The sequence below is a fragment of the Pseudomonas sp. PvP001 genome (assembly GCF_040546375.1).
GTDB lineage: Bacteria > Pseudomonadota > Gammaproteobacteria > Pseudomonadales > Pseudomonadaceae > Aquipseudomonas > Aquipseudomonas coleopterorum.
Genome location: NZ_JBEPNQ010000001.1, coordinates 1,817,226 through 1,835,936 on the forward strand (window position 1 = coordinate 1,817,226; position 18,711 = coordinate 1,835,936).

Genomic DNA, 18,711 nt, shown 5'->3' on the forward strand with positions numbered 1-18,711 from the left:
CCTCATGGAAATGACGCGGCGCGCAGGGTCCACGTAATGAAGATCACTCGCGCGTACACAGGCCTACGGTGCTGAAGATCATAGCCGTTTCAGGTACGCCTGCCATGCACCCCACACTACCCATCGCCCATTGAACGGACTTACTCGTTACCGCACACTGAACCATTCTTTTCCGATAAAACGGCCTTCCATGAGCGACCAGCCCAACCCCATCCCTCTCATCATCCTCGATGTGCAAGACGCCATCGACCAGCCGAAGTGGAATAACAAGAGCAACCCTGGCTACCTGGAAACCATCCAACGCCTTCTCCAACTCTGGCGCTCGAATCACTGGCCGGTGCTGCACGTAAAGCACGATGAACCTACACCCACTTCGACCTACCACACCCACGGCCCATGGAATGGCATCAAGCAAGAAGTTGCCCCCTTGGACGGTGAACCGGTCATTACCAAACAGCAGAACTGCGCGTTCATCGGTACAGATCTTGATGCCGTGCTCAAGCAGATGCAGGTGACGCGTTTTGTGCTGACGGGTGTGGTTATCCACAACAGCATGGACGCCACGGTTCGGGTGGGGAAGGCCTTGGGGTACAACATTATTCTTCCCTCGGATGCCACGACGGCGGTGCCAATCACCGCAGCGGACGGCACCGTCTGGGATGCTGAAACCGTTCATGATCTAACGTTGGCGATACTGGGGAGTGAGTATGCCGAAGTGGTGCTGGCGCGGGATGTGGTCGAGGCGCTTGGGTTGAGGTGAGCCAACGTGCGCGCCTTGAATCGCTGCCTCTCTACGATACAAACCGGCAATTCAATCGATGGCGCGCATACGCAATCAACAGCAACGCCCCCAGCAACTTGTGGGGAAACACCGTCGAGTAGACGCGCTGCCCTTCTGCCAATACCCGCTTCCAGAACTTCTGCTGATCCAACGTTGCCCTCGCGCCATCGCCGATATACCACTTCACGAAACCGACGACCTCGGGTATCTCATAATCAAAAAAAACATGAGGCTGATTGCAAGCCTGTTTCACCACAAGTGCTTCAAGCTCGGTGACAGTCACACAGCGATTGACGTCGGTGGAAGGCAATCGCTCAAGGGCAACAGCCTCTAATACCTGGACGTAGCGGATACCGTGCCCGCGGTAGGTGCTGCCCACGGTAGAACCGGCCTGTAGTTGCACTTTGTCAGTGATGAGCATGGCTAGGTGGGTAGGTGAAATGTCTACGGCTCCAACGCCTAGCAAACTACTTAATGCATCCAGCAGGCGTCTGTCGGTTTCGATCAGCAGCCGATACAACAGGACATCCTTTCGAACAAAGTCCTCATGTTTGAGATCGTCCACCAGCGACGACCAGGTTTCGAGACTTGCTTGCTCCTCAGGGACGCCAAGCAGGCACTGCAATATACCTGTCGTCTTCAGAACTTTGCCAAGGTTGGGCCAGTAGTCCATGTGCCCGAAGCCTTTACCAGGCTCATGGAGCATCTCCTTTGATCTGAGGCCTTCAACACTTCTGCGGCCCATTGAGGCCTCGCCCATGTTGAGCCTGAGAACAGAGTCATTGCGTGAGTAGGCGTGATAAACATCGCCGTCAATTCGTTGAACGAAGGCCTTGGCTTCCGCTTCGGTCACTTCAACGGCGGCCGCCATCAACAGCACGTTATCGACTCTGAGGCAGTTGTCATGCGGGCTGTAGACCAGTTTCCGCAAGGCGGTGACCAGAACGCGTCCACCGAGCGAGTGGCCGATGAGGTTGATCTTCTCGACGTATGGGTAGTGGCGGATGAGGTAGTCGTTCAGCTCTGCAAGCAATACCTCGCCAACCTCTTCGGCACGAGCGCGCATTGTCATGAAGTGGTGGATTCGCGAAGCAGCCAGTGCGGTGAGTCCAGTGATCGGATTGGTCCATGCCAACCGAGTCAAAAAAATCTTTCCCGTACCGCTTACCTTCGAGATATGCCCGGAGTCCCAGAATGCAAACAGGTTGATGCTGCCGGGAATTTGCTTGGGCAAGGCGCCGACTAGTTTGTAGCGGTCATCCAAATCGTGACCGGCGGAGTAACCGTGGATGAACACGTTAGCAACGGTGCCTCCTACCGGGGGGATATCTCTGAAGACGAATTTGCTCATATGAAGTGGCGGCCTGATTACAGAAGTGGCACGTATTAGGGTACGGTCACTTTGACGGCGCCAATGGGTGGAACTTGAGGGCTGGAGTGAGGCGACTGGCCTCATCGCCGGTAGAGCCCGCTCTAACATGGCTCGCGACATCAGTGAATCATCACAAAAAAAACGGGAGCCGCAGCTCCCGTTTCTTTCATTTACAGCCCTGCTCAACCGTACTCAGAAATCAACCGAAGCACTGACAGAGAAAGTGCGCGGCGCGCCGAGTACCAGATAGTTAGACCCCGGATAACCACCGGTGGATGCCCAGTAATCGCGACCGGTCACGTTATCCACGCGCGCGCGCAGGGTCACGTCGCGCTCGTCCACTTTGAAGCCGTAACGAGCGCCCAGGTCCAGACGTGTCCACGAAGGAATCTCAAGGCTGTTGGCGTTATTGGCGTACTGGCTGGCGGTGTAGATAACGCGGCTGGTCAGGGTCACACCGTTGAGCCCAGGCACGTCCCATTCACCGCCGATGTTGGCCTGTGTCTTGGGCACGCCGATAGGCTCGTTGCCGTCGTTTTCGCCGTTCTGGGTTTTGGTCAGCTCGGCATCGAGCAAGGTGACGCCACCCAACAGGCGCACGCCCTGTGTGGGCTGGCCGAATACCGACAGTTCGATACCACGGTTTCGCTGCTCGCCGCCGTCCTTGAACACCTGGTTCTCGACGATGCCGACCGGCTTCTCGGTCTGGAATACCGCCAGGCTGCCGCCCAGGTTGCCGCTGTCGTACTTGATGCCGACCTCGGTTTGCTTGGCGACATAAGGTGCCAGGGATTCCCCGGAGTTCAGCACCGGCGCGGTCGAGCCGTTGGGCAAGGTGGTGGTGGCACCTGCGGTATCACCTTTGGTCAGGCCTTCGATGTAGTTCGCGTACACGGAGAACTGGCCGTTCAACTGATACACGATGCCTGCCACGGGTGTGGTTTCGTAGCGTTTGTACTGAGAAGTACGGTCGCCGCTGATGTAATTGTATTCGGTGACATCCAGGCCCTGGCGACGAGCGCCGAGGGTGACCAGCAACTGATCGTCGAAGAAACCCAGGGTGTCGGCAATGGCCAGGCTTTGTGTGTGGGTACGCCCAGTGATTTCCGGATCGGACATGGAGCCGTTGAACAACACGTTCTCGGGCTGTGCTGCGTCGTTGGAGCCGTACAGATCGCCCACTATCGGGTTGGAGAAATTGCCAGCCCAGGCGTTCTTGTCCTTGGTGTCGTACATGGAACCTGAAACGACCCACTCATGGGATACCGGGCCAGTCTGCAGGTTGAAACGCATACCCACTTCACCCGTAGTCACGGTCTCTTCGCGGTAGTTGTCGAAGCGCGAGGCGGAAGTCACACCGGAGGGGGTGGATGACGGATTGTCGAGGACGTTTTTTTCCTCGCCCTTGCGCATACCCGCGGCGGCCCAGGTGGTGAGGGAGTCGGTCAGGTCATATTCGGCGCGGAAGGTGCCGAAGGTCTGCTTCTCTTTCGAGTAGGTCCAGGACTGTCCGTAGTTGTCCCGCGCTTTGGGCGCGCTAGGAATACCGCCTACCGGGGTAACGCTCGGCTGGGGCGTATCGATGAAGTGATACTGATGGCCGACGTCGGCAGACAGGCGCAGCCGGTCGCCTTGGTAATCGAGGCCCAGGGCGAACATATCCAGGTTGCGGTCCTGATCATCCACCGAGGTTTCACCGCCTCGTTTGGCCGCGTTGATTCGAACACCAAAGCGATCATCTTCGCCGAAGCGACGGGCGACGTCCGCGGCGACCGTGCCGAAGCCGTTGTTCTCGGCACCTACGGTGAGGCGTGTAAGCGGCTCGTTCGGCGCGCGCTTGGGCAAGATGTTGATGGCACCACCAATTCCGGTGCCGCCTGGCGCTGCGCCGTTGAGGAAGGCGTTGGCGCCGCGGAACACTTCAACGCGTTCGATGAATTCGGAGGCCACGTACTGTCGAGGCAACAGGCCATAGAGCCCGTTGTAGGCAATGTCATCGGAGTACAGCGGGAAACCACGCATCACGTACAACTCTTGGAAGTTGCCGAATCCACGGGCGATGCGAACCGAAGGGTCGTTCTGCAGAATGTCCGCGACACTGCGCGCTTGCTGATCCTGAATGAGTTGGTTCGTGTAGGACGTTGAAGTGAACGGCGTCTCCATGTAGTCCTTGTTGCCCAGAATACCTACCCGGCCGCCCCGTGCGACCTGACCACCCTCGTATTCGGGCACCAGGCCTTCGCGCGAAGCGTCCGCGCTGGCAGAGATCGCCGTCTCGCCCAATTCCAGCGTTGTCCCTTGGCTTGCGGCGGGACCTTCCGGCTGCGTTGTTTCCACAGGCAGCTCAAGCGTCGTTTGCGCATGGGCGACAATCGGCGAAAAGCTGGCGATCAGGCAAATGGGTAACCAAACGGAACTGACCGCGGCTTTACGTGGAAACTGTGGGATAGGCATGAACAATCCTGCTGGGATAGGCGACTGAAGAGAGTGGGCAAACTGCTGGATTGTAGCGAATGCGAATCTTTCTCTGCTACATCTTCAGCTTTTTTATGTTGGCTCAAGTCGCTTTTGGGATCTTTGGGGCGACGGTACGGCAGCTGGCCTCATCGCGGGTAGAACCCGCTCCCACATTGAGACAGGGGCTTGTATGGGAGGGTTGGGGGGACTAGAAGCAGATCGCGGGGCATCTGATGTCAGTTTCCGGCAAGGCGCTGATGTGACTGCTGCATGATTTCGCGCTGTTCGTGGAGCGGCGACACCAACTCCAGATCATCCCGTATACACGCCACACCGTGACCAGCGCTGACCTCACGCAACAGCGGTCGATCCTGTGCGCAGGCGGGCAGGACGTAGGGGCAGCGGGTGCGAAAGGCGCAGCCTGAGGGGGGCGAGATCGGGCTAGGGATATCGCCCTGAAGCACGATTCGCTGCCGCCGCTGCCCAGGTTCGGGCATCGGGATGGCCGACATCAGCGCTTCGGTATAGGGGTGGCGAGGATGGCTGAACAGTTCGCGGGTGGGCGCTATTTCGACGATGCGGCCCAGGTACATCACCGCGACGCGGTCGGCGATGTGGCCGACCACGGCCAGGTCGTGGGTGACGAAGAGCATGGTCAGGTTCATCTGCCGACGGATGCGCGCGAACAGGTTGAGCACCTGCGCCTGGACCGAGACGTCCAAGGCCGACACCGGTTCGTCGGCCATGATGAATTCAGGTTCCAGGGTCAGAGCGCGGGCGATGCCGATGCGCTGGCGTTGACCGCCGGAGAACTCGTGGGGGTAACGGTCCAGGTACTGGGCGGCGAGGCCGACGGTTTCCAGGGCCTGCCCGGCTTTTTCGCGGCGCCCGGCGGCGTCGAGTTCGGGGTTGTGGAAGCGCAACGGCATGGCGAGGATGTCACCCACGCTCATGCGCGGGTTCAGCGAGCCGTAGGGGTCTTGGAAGATCATCTGCATGCGCTTGCGATAGGGCTTGAGCAGGCGGTCGTTGAAGGGTGTGATCTCGGTGTTGTCGAAGACGATGTGCCCTTCGGTGGGTGGGTCGAGCATCATCAGGCTGCGGCCCAGGGTGCTCTTGCCCGAGCCGCTTTCGCCCACCAGGCCCAGCACTTCGCCACGGGCGATGCTCAGGTCGACGCCATCCACAGCGCGGACCAGGTTGTCGTCGCGGTCGCGGCGGTGGGCGAGGAAGGTCTTGCGCACGGGGAAGTATTTCTTCAAGCCGACGACGTCGATCAGCGGACGCTCTTTCATCGTGCACCTTCCTGTTCGGTCGCCAGTTCCCGCCAGCGCACGCAGCGCAGTTGGTGGCCCATTTCGATTTCTTCCAGCACGGGTGCCTGTTGGTCGCAGCGGCCAGCGATGCTGTAGCCGCAGCGCGGGTGGAAGGCGCAGCCGCCGGGCGGTGTGCTGGGGTCGGGGACGAAGCCGGCGATGGTGCCCAGTTCACCTTGCGCCAGACCGGCCTGTTCGAAGCGCGGCACTGCGGCCAGCAAGCCGCGGGTGTAGGGCATGCGCGGCGAGGACAGCACCTGGCTGACGCTGCCCTGTTCGACGATGCGCCCGGCGTACATCACCATGACCCGATCGGCGATTTCCGCGACCACGCCGAAGTTGTGGGTGATGAACAGGATCGCCATGCCGTTCTTCTTCTGCAGGTTGCGCAGCAGGTCGAGAATCTGCGCCTGCACGGTGACGTCCAGCGCGGTGGTGGGCTCGTCGGCAATCAGCACGTCCGGCTCCATGGCCAGGGCGATGGCGATCATCACCCGCTGGCGCATGCCGCCGGACAGCTCGTGGGGATAACAGTCCAGGCGCTTCACCGGTTCCGGAATGCCGACCTGCTCCAGCAGGGCCAGCGCGCGAGCGCGGGCGTCGGCCTTGCTCAGGGACTCATGGAAACGGATCGCTTCGGCGATCTGGTCGCCCACGCGGTGCACCGGGTTCAGCGAGGTCAGCGGTTCCTGGAAGATCATCGCCACGCGGTTGCCGCGCACGTGGCGCATCTGCTGCTCGCCCATGGCCACCAGGTCGATGGGCGCGCCGTGGCGGTCGGCGACGATGGCGCTGCCGTCGATGCGGGTTTTCGGCGCTTCGGCGAGCAGCTTCATGATGGCCAGGCTGGTGACGCTCTTGCCTGAACCGCTCTCGCCCACCAGGGCCAGGGTTTCGCCGGCACCGATGGTGAAGTTGATGTCGTGGACCACGGGCACGTAGTCGGCGCCCTTGCGGAAGGCGACGTTGAGGTGCGCCACGGCGATCTTTTCATCTGCGTTCATTTCAGGTCGCTCCTGCCGTCCAGCGCGTCGCGCAGGCCGTCGCCGATGAAGTTGAAGCTGGTCACCGCGAGGGTGATCGCCAGCCCGGGAATGATCGCCAGCCAGGGCGCCTTGCCCAGGTACTGCTGGGCGGCGTTGAGCATGTTGCCCCAGCTGGGCAAGGGCGGCTGGATGCCGTAGCCGAGGAAGCTGATGTAGGCCTCCAGCAGGATGGCGTTGGCGATGGTCAGGGTGGCCGCGACGATGATCGGGCCGATGGCGTTGGGCATCAGTTCGCGGAACATGATCCAGCGGTTGCTGGCGCCGATCATGCGGGCGGCCAGGGTGAAGTCGCGTTCGCGCAGCGAGCGGATCTCGGCTTCGACGATGCGCGAGATTTCCATCCAGCTGGTCACGGCGATGATCAGGGTGATCATCATCGGGCTGGGTTTGGTGAACGCCGCCAGCACCAGCACCAGGAATACGCTGGGAAAGGACAGAAAGGCGTCGACGAAGCGCATCAGCCCGGCGCCGACCCAGCCGCGGTAGTAACCGGCGATGACGCCGATCAGGGTGCCGATGACGATGCTGATGCTGATGAGCATGGCGCAGAAGCCCACCATCAGGGAGATGCGCCCGGCGTTGAGCAAGCGGGCGGCGGTGTCGCGGCCCAGCGCATCGGTGCCCAGGTAGTGATTGCCGGTGAACGGCGGCGCGAAGCGGTTGCGGATGTCGATGCTCAGGTCGTTGTAGTGCAGCAGGTAGGGGCCGAACACGCAGGCCAGGATCAGTACGGTGATCATCACCACGCCGAGCACGGCCAGTTTGTGGCGCATGAATCGGCGCAGGGTGGGGTTGGCCAGCCAGGCCCAGCGGCGGGTGGCGGGCAGGTAGTGCGTGGCAGTGGTCATGGGCGGTACTCCTTCAGGCCAGCCGGACACGGGGGTCGGCGACACCTATCAACAGATCGGCGAGCAGGTTGCCCAGCAGCACCAGTACGGCCGAGAACATCAGGATGCCCATGATCACCGGGTAGTCGCTGTAGCCCAGGCTGTCGAGGAACAGCCGGCCCATGCCGGGCCAGGTGAACACCGTTTCGGTGACCAGCGCGCCGCCGAGGATGGTGGGTATCTGCAGCCCGGCGAGGGTGATCATCGGCAGCAGGGCATTGCGAATCACGTGGTGGGTCAGCACGCGGCGATAGGGCACGCCCTTGGCGCGGGCGGTGCGGACGAAGTCCTGGTCGATCACATCGAGGGTGGCGGAGCGCATGTAGCGGCTCCAGATCGCCACGTTGACCAAGGCCAGCACCAGCACCGGCAGCACCAGGTGAATGGCGTAGTCGCCCAGGGACTGGTCACCGATGGTGTACATGTTGCCCGCCGGCAGCCAGCCCAGGTGCAGGGAGAAAAAGAAGATCGCCACCAGCCCGAACCAGAAGGTGGGAATCGACAGCGCCACCATCGCGCCGACCGTGGCCAGGGTGTCGAACACCGAATAGCGGCGCACCGCGCCCAGCACGCCGACCCAGGTGCCGATGACGATGGACAGCAGCGTCGAGGTGCCCATCAGCAGCAACGTCGCGGGCAAGTGCCCGGCAATCACACTGAGCACCGGGCGGCCGTCGCGAAACGAGTGGCCCCAGTCGCCGACGAACAGATGGCTGAACCAGTCGATGTACTGCACCAGCAGTGGCCGCTTCAAGCCCAGCTGCTCGGCGATGCGGTCCAGCTCGGCCTGGCTCATGCCGGGGTTCAGGGCGAACTGCGACATCGGTCCGCCGGGGGCCAGGTTGAGCACCATGAAGCCGATCAGCGAGACCAGCACCAGCACCACGGCGCTCTGCCCCAGGCGGTTGAGAATGTAGTTCGGCATGCTTGAATCCTCTGCGGTGCGAACGACACCCGACCCTGCGGCCAGGCATGGGCGTGCTCAGGTCCAGGACCAGGTGTTGACGTTCCAGGGTTCGATGCGCAGGTTGATGTTGCCGGTGAAGCCCTTGAGGCCCGATTTGTAGCCGCGCACGTAGGTGTACTGAAACAGCGGCAGGATGGGCAGATCCTGGCGGATCAGGTCCTGCACCTGCACGTACACCGCCTTGCGCTGGGCGACGTCCTGGATCGCCGCGCCCTGGGCCAGCAACTCGTCGACCTTGGCGTTGACGTACTGCGAGTTGTTCTGCCCGGCCCCGCCTTTGGCGTTGGTCGATTGCGAACCGAAGTAGTCGCGGGTGTCGGGGTCGGCACCGGTGAGGAAGTTGTTGCCGACGATCACCGAGTCGAATTTGGACTGCACCCAGTACTCGCCCCACATCACCGCAGGCGGCAGGTTGGAGATGTTCATCTCCACACCGATGGCCAGCCAGGTCTGCTGGATGAACTGCTGCGCCTGTTCGCGGATCTGGTTGCCGGCGGTGGTGGAGTTGGTGAACGAAAGGCGCACCCCACCCTTCTCGCGAATGCCGCCAGCGCCCGGTTTCCAACCGGCGTCATCGAGCAGTTTGCTGGCCGCCTCGATGTTGAAGCTTTGCTTGGGCAGGTTCGGGTTGTAGTAGGCCGACTGTTGCGGCATGTAGGTTTCGGTAGGCAGTACCAGGCCGAAATACAACTCGTCGATGATGGTCTTCTTGTCGATGGCCATGTACAGCGCCTGGCGCACGACGGGGTCCTTGAACTGGGGGCGCTCCATGTTCAGGGTCACCGACTCGATGGTGGCCACCGGCAGGATCACCACGGTGCGCCCGGCCAGGTCCTTGGCTTCCTCGTAATGGTCGGGGGTGATGCCCTGCATGGCGGTGACGTCGATGTCGCCGGTCTTGAACTGGGTGTAGAGCACGGTCAGGTCGGGGATGTACTTGAAGATCACGCTGTCGATCTGCGGCTGGGTGCCGTGATAGTCCGGATTGGCCTTGAGCTGGATGTGGTCGCCAGCCACCCGTGCGCCCCACTTGAACGGCCCGGTGCCGATCGGTGCGTTGTTGAACGGTGCCGTGTTGACGTCGGCGGCGACCGAAAGAATGTGCTTGGGCACCATGAAGGTGGACGACAGGATCGAGGCGTAGGGTGCGTAGGATTTCTCCATGCGCCAGTGGATTTCGGTGGGCGAAACCACGGTGATGTCGCGCAGCAGGTCATGGCCGGCACGGCGTCCGCTGCGAAAATTCGGCGAGACGATCAGTTCCAGGGTGTACTTCACGTCTTCGGCGGTAAAGGGTCGGCCGTCGTGCCATTTGGCATCGCTGCGCAGTTTCACCTTCCACTGCAGGCCGTCGGCGGAGATGCCGCCATTGGCCACGGTCGGCACCTCGGTGGCCAAGGCCGGAACGAATTCACCGCTCGGCGAGATGCCGAACAGGGGGTCGAACACGTTCCAGTGGATGCCGTCGTCCACTTCGATGTGCGGCATGTGCGGATTGAAGACGGTGGGCTCCTGGGACAGGCCGATGATCACCTGCCCGGACGGCGAGGCGGCCATGGCCGCGAAGGATTGGCTGGCCCGGCCCAGGGGCAGCAGGGTGCCCGCGGCACCGATGATGGCCATGGCCAGCGCCTGGCGGCGGGTCGGGTTCAACAGGCTGTTGCCTTTATCCGAGTCATCGCGTTGCGACATGCTGAAGCTCCCACAGTAAGGAAGAAAGGGCAGGTGGCAGGCGTTGGAAAGCGTCCTGGACGCTGGACCCGGGCTCGTTCGAACGAGCTTCTGCAGGGCTGTTGCCGAGTGATCGGGTGATTCTAGAATCCGGAAATGGGCCGTGGGTTGGAGCCATCGCTGAAGCGCGACAGCAGAAACGCTTGCGGGTCGACGATCGGGGTTTCACCGGTGACCAGATTGGCCATCAGCCTTCCTGCCGCCGGCCCGATGCCGAAGCCATGACCCGAGAATCCGGTGGCGATGAAAAATCCGGGCACACCGTCCACTGCCGAGATCACCGGCACGGCATCGGGCGTGACATCGATCATGCCGCCCCAGCGCTGGGCGATCCGCACGTTGGCGAACACCGGGAAGGCGTTGGTCAGGCTGGCGAGGGCGCGGTTGGTTTGCTGGATCGATGGCACCGGATCGAGCACGCGGCGGTATTCGAACGGGCTGGCTTCGTCCAATGCCCAGCGCTTGGGCAGCACGGCTTCCTGGAAAAAACGCTGGCCCAGGCGAAACGACAGTGATTTGTGCTCCTGCTGCAACGCAGGCCAGAACTGCCGCGCGTAGCGAAAGGAGTCGGGGACGATGTCGGCGATGTTCTCGTGGCCGGAGGCGACGGTATAGCCGCCGTCCTGACGTTTGCGCACGGCGAAGTCCATTGCCCAGATGGCGGATTCCGGGCCGCCCTGCAGGGGCGAGGTACGGATCACCGAATTGAGCACCTTGAGCTGCGGCAAATGCACCTTCAACGGCGAGCAGAACAGGCTCGACCAGGCGCCGCCGGCCAGCACCACGGACGTGCAGGCGATCGCGCCGCGCTCGGTGATGACGCCGCTGACCCGGCCTGCCGCGCGCTCGATGCCGCGCACCGCGCACTCGGTGAAGATCATCGCGCCCTTGGCCCGCGCCGCTTCGGCAATCGCCGGGGCCGTCTGTTGCGGTTCGGCGCGACCGTCATCGGGAGTGTACAGCGCACCTTTGATGCGCAAACGCTCGGCGCCGGGCAGCACTGCGGACAGGTCGGTGCCCGAGAGCATCCGCGCACGCACCGGGTAATCGTCCAGATTGGCCTTCCAGCGCTCGTGCTCCGCGTAGCTTTGATCGTCCGCACAGGTGAAGAGAATGCCGGCGCGGGTGTAGCCGACGTCCTTGCCGATGCGCGCGGCGAGGTCGCCCCAGATGTTCAGGGCATGGGCCATCAGCGGCAGTTCACGCGGGTCGCGGCGCGAGATGCGCACCCAGCCCCAGTTGCGACTGGACTGCTCGTGACCGATGCCACCTTTCTCGCACAGCGCCACCTTCAAGCCGCGTTCGGCAAGCTCCAGCGCCGTGGAAGCACCGACGATGCCACCCCCGATCACCACTACGTCGACACGCTCCGGCAGTTGTTCATCGCCCTGTACGGGTACTACGCGAGGTCCTGGCATCGCTGGCTGCTCTCCTGATGGATCATGAGTGAATGGGCGCGGCAAGGGCCCGGATATTGCAGCGCATTTGCAGTGCCAGTCGGCCTGCCGGGCCATGGCTCGGCAAACGTCGCTTCACGGGAGAGGTCAGCATGCCCCACACCGACTCATCGACCCGCCGCCTGCCACGCTGCAGCACTCAAGGCACGCAGACGCTGGATCGCTCCTTCGACATTCTCCAGGCGATCGCGGCGCGCGGTGCGCAGGGCGCGACCATCGAAGCGCTCAGCGCCGACACCCAGCTCAGCCGCGCCACCCTGTACCGTCTGCTCAAGGCCATGAAATCCTACGGCTTCGTGCGCCTGCCGCGGCTGCGGGGTCCCTACTTTCTGGGTTACCAATTGCTCAGCCTTGGTGCCCAGGCCGGCAACACCGGCGGCGTGCGCGAGTTGGCCCGTCCGGCCTTGCTGCGCCTGTGCGAGACCTTTCAGGACAGCTTCTTTCTGTTCGTTCAGGACGGCTACTACGCCCTGTGCCTGGAGCTGCACGAAGGCGCCAATCCCACTCAGAGTTTTGCCCACTGCGTGGGCGCGCGCGTGCTGAGCGGCGTTGGCCAGGGCTCGCTGGCGCTGCTCAGCCACCTGCCCACTGCGGCCCGTGCGCAGATTCTGGAACACAACGCGCCGCGCTTGCTGCGCGAATACGCCATCAGCGACAGCGCCCTGCGCTCCACCTTCAAGCAGGTGCGCCAGCAAGGTTTCGCCTGCGGCCTGGCCGATCGCGTGCTGCCGCTGCACACCGGCGTGGCGGTGCCGATCCTCGACGCCAGCGCCGCCCCGGTGGGGGCGCTGAGCTGCGCCTTGCCCAGCGTGCGCATGACCCCGCTTTACCAGCAGCGATTGGTGCAGGCCATGCGCAAGGAGGCCGATGGCATCGCGCAACGACTGGGACCCTGAATGAACGCGCCTCATCGGGCGAACCGGGCGAAACGAAACGGCGCAGGATCAACCAGGGGTTGGTCGCCGGTGATCAGGTCGGCCATCAGGTGGCCGGCGCCTGGCCCGATGCCGAAACCATGCCCGGAGAAGCCGGTGGCCAGATAGAAGCCTGGCAGGCTCTGCACTTGATCCATCACCGGGACGATGTCGGGTGTGACATCGATCAAGCCCGCCCAGCGCTGCTCAATCCGCGCCTGGGCAAAGATCGGGAACTGCTCGGCGAGCATGCTCAGGGCCTTGTCGAGGTAGGCGTCCACCGGCTTGGGATCGTACAAACGCTGTGTCTCGAACGGTGAAGCCTGGGCATTGCTCCAGCGTTTGGGGGTGTTGAGTTCCTGCCAGCTCTGGCGGGTCACGCGCAGGCGGTATTCGTGGTGATGCGCCCTGACCATGGGCAGAAAGTCGGGCAGGTAGCGAAAGCTGTCCGGCACCAGCGCCGCCACGTTGGCGTTGCGCAGGGCCACGGTGTAGCCGCCGTCGGCGCGCTTTCTGAACGAGACCTTCTCGGTGGCCACGGCGCACTCCGGCCCGCCCGGCAGCGGTCCGGTGCGCATCACCGAACCGAGCACGCGCAACTGCGGCAGGCGGATGCCCAGGTTGCCGCAGAACAGGCTCGACCAGGCGCCCGCCGCCAGCACGACGCTGGTGCATTTGATTTCGCCCAGTTCGGTGACCACCGAGCTGACCTTTCCCGCAGTGGTTTCGACACTGCGCGCGGCACAGCGCACGAACAGCCTGGCGCCGCGTGCGCGTGCCCCTTCGGCGATGGCCGCCGTGGCGATGTCCGGCTCGGCGCGGCCGTCGCTTTCGGTAAACAGCGCACCGGTCCACGAGTCCGGCACCTTGGCTTGCAGGCGCGCCTGAATCTGGACGGTGTCGAGCAGCCGCGCCTCGATGCCCAGCGGTTTGGCCTGATCCAGCCAGCTGACCTTGGCTGCCAGCTCGGCTGCCGATTCGCAGGCATAGAGAATCCCGGAGCGGGTGAAGCCTGTCTCTTGGCGCAGCTTGCTGGCCCAGCCGTCCCACAGTTTCAGACTGGCGATGGCCAACGGCACTTCAGCGACGTCACGGCCCATGGTCCGCACCCAGCCCCAATTGCGCGACGACTGTTCGTGGGCGATGCCGCTCTTTTCCACCAGCACTACCGACACGCCCCGCTCGGCCAGGAAGAAGGCCGTGCACACGCCGATGATGCCGCCGCCGATGATCACCACATCGGCGCTGTCGGGCAGAGAAGTGTCGCTGTCGACGTGGGAAATGAGCGGGTACATGGGAACGCCTGCCAATGTCGGTGCCCCTACATCTACCCCTTGGAACGGCGAGCGGCAAGTCTTGGGGACGTAGCGCGCTCATGCTCTCACATGCTGAGACAAAGCCTGGGGCAATGAAAAATTATCCGAATTTTTTTCAGTCATTTTTTGCAACACCTTAGCCACCATGAGACGTGGCCTGCGGCCATTACCACCGGGCACGTTGTCGCAGGCAATGCCCGCTCAGGCGGTTGCGCTGAATCGTTTCAGATGCGATAACAAATAAGCAAACGGCGCGAAAATCTCAAATAAAGCAGATTACAGGGCCCATAAACGCCGTACGCCGGCGATCCTGCTGTGCCCCTCCTGACCCGCCGATTTGTGCCACCGCTGCGTGGCGATTTGCTCTTCACCGAGCCTGCCTTCCAACCTCATCGAGGCCATTCATTCGGCGCGCCCAAGCGCCGTGCTGCAAAAAAGGAACGGACCATTGAGCAATCAATCCACTCCGAACACCCCCCTCTCTCGCCTGTGCGACAAGATCGGCATCCCCTACCCCATGTTTTGGGGCTTCGTCGGCCTGCTGATCTTCATGATCGGCGACGGCGTCGAGCTTGGTTACCTCTCCCCGTTTCTCAGTGACCGCGGCATGCCCGAGGGCGAAATCGCCATGGTGTTCACGCTGTATGGCGTCACCGTCGGCATCTCCTCCTGGCTGGCCGGCGCGCTGTCGAACATCTGGGGGCCGAAACGGGTGATGATGCTGGGCCTGTTGATCTGGAGCGTGTTCGAAGTTCTGTTCCTGATCTATGGCCTGGAAACCCTGAGCTACAAGATGATCCTGCTGACCTACGGTCTGCGCGGCTTCGGCTATCCGCTGTTCGCCTACGGGTTTCTGGTGTGGATCGCCGCCGCGACACCGTCGCGCAAGATGGGTCTGGCCGTTGGCTGGTTCTGGGTGGCTTATGCAGCGGGTCTGCCGACCCTGGGTTCGCTGGTGGCGAGCGTGAGCATTCCGCTGATCGGCGCGTTGCAGACGTTCTGGCTGTCGTTCGCGCTGGTGGTCATCGGTGGTTTGATCGGCCTGATCGGCATGCGTGAAGCCCATGGCATGCGCCGCCTGGCGCCCGAAGGCGAGAAGCCGCTGGTGTCGATGGCCAAGAACATCACCATCATGTGGTCGCACCCCAAGGTGACCCTGGCCGGTGTGGTGCGCATCATCAACACCTCGTCGATGTTCGGTTTTCTGGTGGTGCTGCCGGGGTTCTTCATGGACACGGTGGGGTTCACCCTGGAGCAATGGCTGCAACTGCTGACCATCGTCTTCGTGTTCAACATCATCGGCAACATGGGTTCCAGCGTCATCAGCACGCGGATCGGCTATCGCAATACCATCCTCTGGCTGGGCGCGGTCGGTAGCACGATCACCACGCCGCTGTTCTTCTTCATGCCTCAGGCCTTTCCCGACAACTTCCTGCTGGCCTCGGTGTTCGGCGCGCTGTATGGCCTGACCCTGGCGTGCTTCGTGCCGCTGTCGGCACTGGCGCCGGCCCTGGCGCCGCACAACAAGGCCGCCGCGCTGTCGGTGCTGAGCCTGGGCGCGGGTGCATCCACCTGGGTGGGACCTGCGGTGGTGGCGATCTTCAATGAAAGCTTCGGCCTGGAAGGCGTGGTCTGGGCCTTTACTGGCCTGTACGCATTGAGTGCGGTATTGACGGTGTTCCTGAAAGATCCCGAGCCAGTGCACGAGCCGTTGTTCAGCAAGACCAAGCGCCGGATAAAAGTCCGTGCGCCGCGTCTGGACTATCGCTGGGCGCATGCCACCAAGGATTGATCGTCCCGGTCAGGGCCGCTCGTAGACGGTCACCCGATTGCGGCCAGCGCGCTTGGAGGCATACAGCGCCTGGTCGGCCCATTCGATCAGTTGCTGGTGTTCGGTGCTGGGGTAGCCGAGGTCGGCTACTCCCAGGCTGATGGTGAAGCGGATCGGGCCGCTTTCGTGCTCGACCAGTTCAGCCTCGACGGCCTGGCGCAACCGCTCGGCCAATATGGCGCCACCGGCCTTGTCGGTGTCCGGCAGCAGCACGGCGAACTCCTCGCCGCCGTAGCGTCCGGCAATGTCGGCGTCACGAACCAGCCCGCGCAGCACCTGCGCTACGCGCTGGATGACCTGGTCGCCCACCTGATGGCCATAGGTGTCGTTGACGCGTTTGAAGTGGTCGATGTCGAACATGATCAACGAGGTGGCGTGGCCATAGCGGCCATGCCTCACGTACTCGACCTTCAGCGCTTCTTCCCAGTGGCCACGGTTGCACAACCCGGTCAGGCGATCGGTGCTCGACAGCTTCTGCAGTTCCAGGTTGGAGGCCTGCAGTTGTCGCCGGTTGATGGCCACGTCGGTGACATCGTAGATCACCACGCAGATGTGTTTGACCTCACCATGGGTGGAGCGCAGTGGCAGGATGGTGGTGTTCTGATACATGAACGCCTCCTGCCCGGTGATCGGCTGGTAGTTCTTGAAGCGCAGCAGGTACGGACGCTGTTCCCAGATGGTGAAGGCCGGGGTGCCGAGGGTGACCACGCTGCTGACCTTCTTGCGGAACCACTCGCAATCGATCTCCGGGAACAGGCCGAAGAAGCAGTGTCCGATGGCGTCCTTGGGCTGCACGCCGGAGCGGTTTTCCATGAAGGTGTTCCAGACCTGCACGTGATAATCGCTGTCGAGCACCACAACGCCCACGTCGATGCTCTGGGTGATCGCCAGCAGCCAGTGAAATTCGTCGAGTTCGATGGGTCGGCTCATGGTTCAGTTCATCAGGTAGTCGAGCTTGTCGCGCAGCAACGGCACCGAGTCCTCGGTGAACAGCAGCAACAGGTCGAAGTGAATGCAGTGGCCTTCCAGGGCGTAGCTGATTTCCACGGTGAGGGTCTTTTTCCAGCGGTGCTTGCCGACGGCGATCAGGTCGTCGATCGCGGCATGGTTGCCAAGAATGTGCGGGTGGCTCTGGGAGAACATGACGTCCAGCTGCTGGGCCAGGCCGCTGAGACAGGCGCCGATGATGACCGATGACAGATCCAGCAGCATCTCGAGGTCGGAGTAGTCGAGCGCGCTGCGGTTCATCAAACGAGCCAGGTCGGCGATGTCGCAATCGTGGAAGATCAGCATCGCTTCGCCGGCAATGCCACCGCCGATGAACCCCTGACAGATGGCGGTGATCGGTTGCTCACTCTGCACGTCCGCCAGCACCATGTGCAGCTCGCTGGCTTCGAGCAGGTTGACGTTGGGTACGGGCAGGTGGATGAACACGCCGAGCACTTTGGCCAGCATGGCGGCGGCCTGGCCCATGGCTACGTTGATGGCTTCGCGCAGGGCGTCGATGAAGCCGATGTGCAGCGTGCTGTCGCTGCTGCGACGCAGGGCTGTGCCAGTGGTTTTTTCCAGCAGACCAGCCTTGAGCAGCACCCGGCGCAGCTCTTCGGGTTCGGCCGGTTTCTTGATGAAGGCCAGCGCGCCCAACTCGCGGACCCGGCGCAGGGCCTGATCCTGGACGTCACCCGAGACAACGATGACCTTGCACGGCAGGTTTTGCTCACGCAGCGCGGCCAGGACCTGGTAGCCGTCCATGTCGGGCATGGTCAGGTCCAGCAACATCACATCGCCTTTCCCCTGGCGCACGGCCTCGAGCGCCTGGTGGCCGTTCACCGCCTGGGTGACCGTGGCCTCCCAATCCGCCGGCAGGGCCCGCAGCAACTGCTTGCGAGCCATGTTCGAGTCGTCGCAGATCAACAGGGGAATGGGCAGCATGTCCTCTCGTTCTCTCCATGGGGCGACGCGCATGATCGCCATTGATGCACCATTGCCCACCATACCTCTAAGGCCCTGTTCGCCGCTACCTTGCGTGCTGGCTATTTGCTTTCATTCGGCGCGAATGCCGATGTGGGTTACCACGTTCAGCCAGATTCACCGCATCCACCGCCGACGCGGGGTTGCAGATCGATCACGCCAGGCCTCTGTAGCAGCGGTGCAAGCCGCGTCCGGGCACACCGCGGTCTGCCCGATCCACCGCGCCAACCGCCGACGCGGCTCGCGCCGCTGCTACAGAGGCCACAACCGCTCACGGCGAGCGGTATGCCTGATTGACCGCGTCAACCGCCGACGCGGCTCGCGCCGCTGCTACAGGGGCCACAACCGCTCGCGGCGAGCGGTATGCCTGATTGACCGCGCCAACCGCCGACGCGGCTCGCGCCGCTGCTACAGGGGCCACAACCGCTCGCGACGGGCTTTTGTAGCAGCGGTGCAAGCCGCGTCCGGACGCACCGCGGTCTGCCCGATCCACCGCGCCAACCGCCGACGCGGCTCGCGCCGCTGCTACAGGGGCGACAACCGCTCGCGACGGGCTTTTGTAGCAGCGGTGCAAGCCGCGTCCGGGCGCACTGCGGTCTGCCCGATTGACCGCGCCAACCGCCGACGCGGCTCGCGCCGCTGCTACAGGGGCCACAACCGCTCAT

The 18,711-nt window shown here is 62.9% G+C and carries 14 protein-coding genes; 3 read left to right on the forward strand and 11 right to left on the reverse strand.

What is annotated here, in order from left to right:
- Positions 1-190 precede the first annotated feature (190 nt).
- Positions 191-760 (forward strand): isochorismatase family protein, encoded by a 570-nt coding sequence (locus tag ABMD26_RS08405; RefSeq protein ID WP_354309018.1) that lies wholly within the window; start codon positions 191-193, stop codon positions 758-760.
- 31 nt (positions 761-791) lie between these two features.
- On the opposite strand, the gene ABMD26_RS08410 is transcribed toward ABMD26_RS08405, so the two are convergent.
- From ABMD26_RS08410 to ABMD26_RS08445, 8 genes are all read right to left on the reverse strand, one after another.
- Positions 792-2,132 carry a DUF726 domain-containing protein gene (locus tag ABMD26_RS08410; RefSeq protein WP_354309020.1) on the reverse strand — a complete coding sequence of 447 codons (1,341 nt, stop codon included), beginning with the start codon at positions 2,130-2,132 and terminating at the stop codon, positions 792-794.
- Positions 2,133-2,345: 213 nt separating this feature from the next.
- Positions 2,346-4,607, reverse strand: a complete 2,262-nt coding sequence (locus ABMD26_RS08415) for a TonB-dependent receptor (RefSeq protein ID WP_354309022.1) — start codon at positions 4,605-4,607, stop codon at positions 2,346-2,348.
- A 239-nt stretch (positions 4,608-4,846) separates the two neighbouring features.
- A complete protein-coding gene (locus ABMD26_RS08420; RefSeq protein WP_324184408.1) occupies positions 4,847-5,905 on the reverse strand; it encodes an ABC transporter ATP-binding protein in 1,059 nt (352 codons plus the stop codon).
- On the reverse strand, positions 5,902-6,930 hold the full coding sequence (locus tag ABMD26_RS08425) for an ABC transporter ATP-binding protein (protein WP_354309024.1): 1,029 nt from the start codon (positions 6,928-6,930) through the stop codon (positions 5,902-5,904). Before ABMD26_RS08425 ends, ABMD26_RS08420 begins: the two co-directional genes overlap by 4 nt.
- Positions 6,927-7,820 (reverse strand): ABC transporter permease, encoded by an 894-nt coding sequence (locus ABMD26_RS08430; protein WP_354309026.1) that lies wholly within the window; start codon positions 7,818-7,820, stop codon positions 6,927-6,929. Before ABMD26_RS08430 ends, ABMD26_RS08425 begins: the two co-directional genes overlap by 4 nt.
- Positions 7,821-7,833: 13 nt before the next feature.
- Complete coding sequence (locus ABMD26_RS08435) at positions 7,834-8,784, reverse strand: ABC transporter permease (protein ID WP_043190850.1); 951 nt, start codon at positions 8,782-8,784, stop codon at positions 7,834-7,836.
- 57 nt (positions 8,785-8,841) lie between these two features.
- On the reverse strand, positions 8,842-10,518 hold the full coding sequence (locus ABMD26_RS08440; protein WP_354309028.1) for a peptide ABC transporter substrate-binding protein: 1,677 nt from the start codon (positions 10,516-10,518) through the stop codon (positions 8,842-8,844).
- A 122-nt stretch (positions 10,519-10,640) separates the two neighbouring features.
- Positions 10,641-11,975 carry an NAD(P)/FAD-dependent oxidoreductase gene (locus tag ABMD26_RS08445; protein ID WP_354309030.1) on the reverse strand — a complete coding sequence of 445 codons (1,335 nt, stop codon included), beginning with the start codon at positions 11,973-11,975 and terminating at the stop codon, positions 10,641-10,643.
- A 131-nt stretch (positions 11,976-12,106) separates the two neighbouring features.
- Between ABMD26_RS08445 and ABMD26_RS08450 the strand changes: the two genes are divergently transcribed.
- Entirely contained in the window at positions 12,107-12,910 is an 804-nt protein-coding gene (locus ABMD26_RS08450; RefSeq protein ID WP_167649338.1) for an IclR family transcriptional regulator, read from the forward strand.
- Positions 12,911-12,921: 11 nt separating this feature from the next.
- Here ABMD26_RS08450 and ABMD26_RS08455 read toward each other — a convergent pair whose 3' ends face one another.
- Entirely contained in the window at positions 12,922-14,223 is a 1,302-nt protein-coding gene (locus ABMD26_RS08455; RefSeq protein WP_354309033.1) for an NAD(P)/FAD-dependent oxidoreductase, read from the reverse strand.
- 469 nt (positions 14,224-14,692) lie between these two features.
- Between ABMD26_RS08455 and ABMD26_RS08460 the strand changes: the two genes are divergently transcribed.
- Positions 14,693-16,036: an MFS transporter gene (locus ABMD26_RS08460; RefSeq protein WP_134723091.1), complete on the forward strand. Its 1,344-nt coding sequence runs from the start codon at positions 14,693-14,695 to the stop codon at positions 16,034-16,036.
- A 9-nt stretch (positions 16,037-16,045) separates the two neighbouring features.
- Here the strand turns inward: ABMD26_RS08460 and ABMD26_RS08465 are convergent, their stop codons facing one another.
- On the reverse strand, positions 16,046-17,005 hold the full coding sequence (locus ABMD26_RS08465; protein ID WP_354309035.1) for a sensor domain-containing diguanylate cyclase: 960 nt from the start codon (positions 17,003-17,005) through the stop codon (positions 16,046-16,048).
- Positions 17,006-17,008: 3 nt separating this feature from the next.
- Positions 17,009-18,007, reverse strand: a complete 999-nt coding sequence (locus tag ABMD26_RS08470; protein WP_090356116.1) for a response regulator — start codon at positions 18,005-18,007, stop codon at positions 17,009-17,011.
- Positions 18,008-18,711 lie beyond the last annotated feature (704 nt).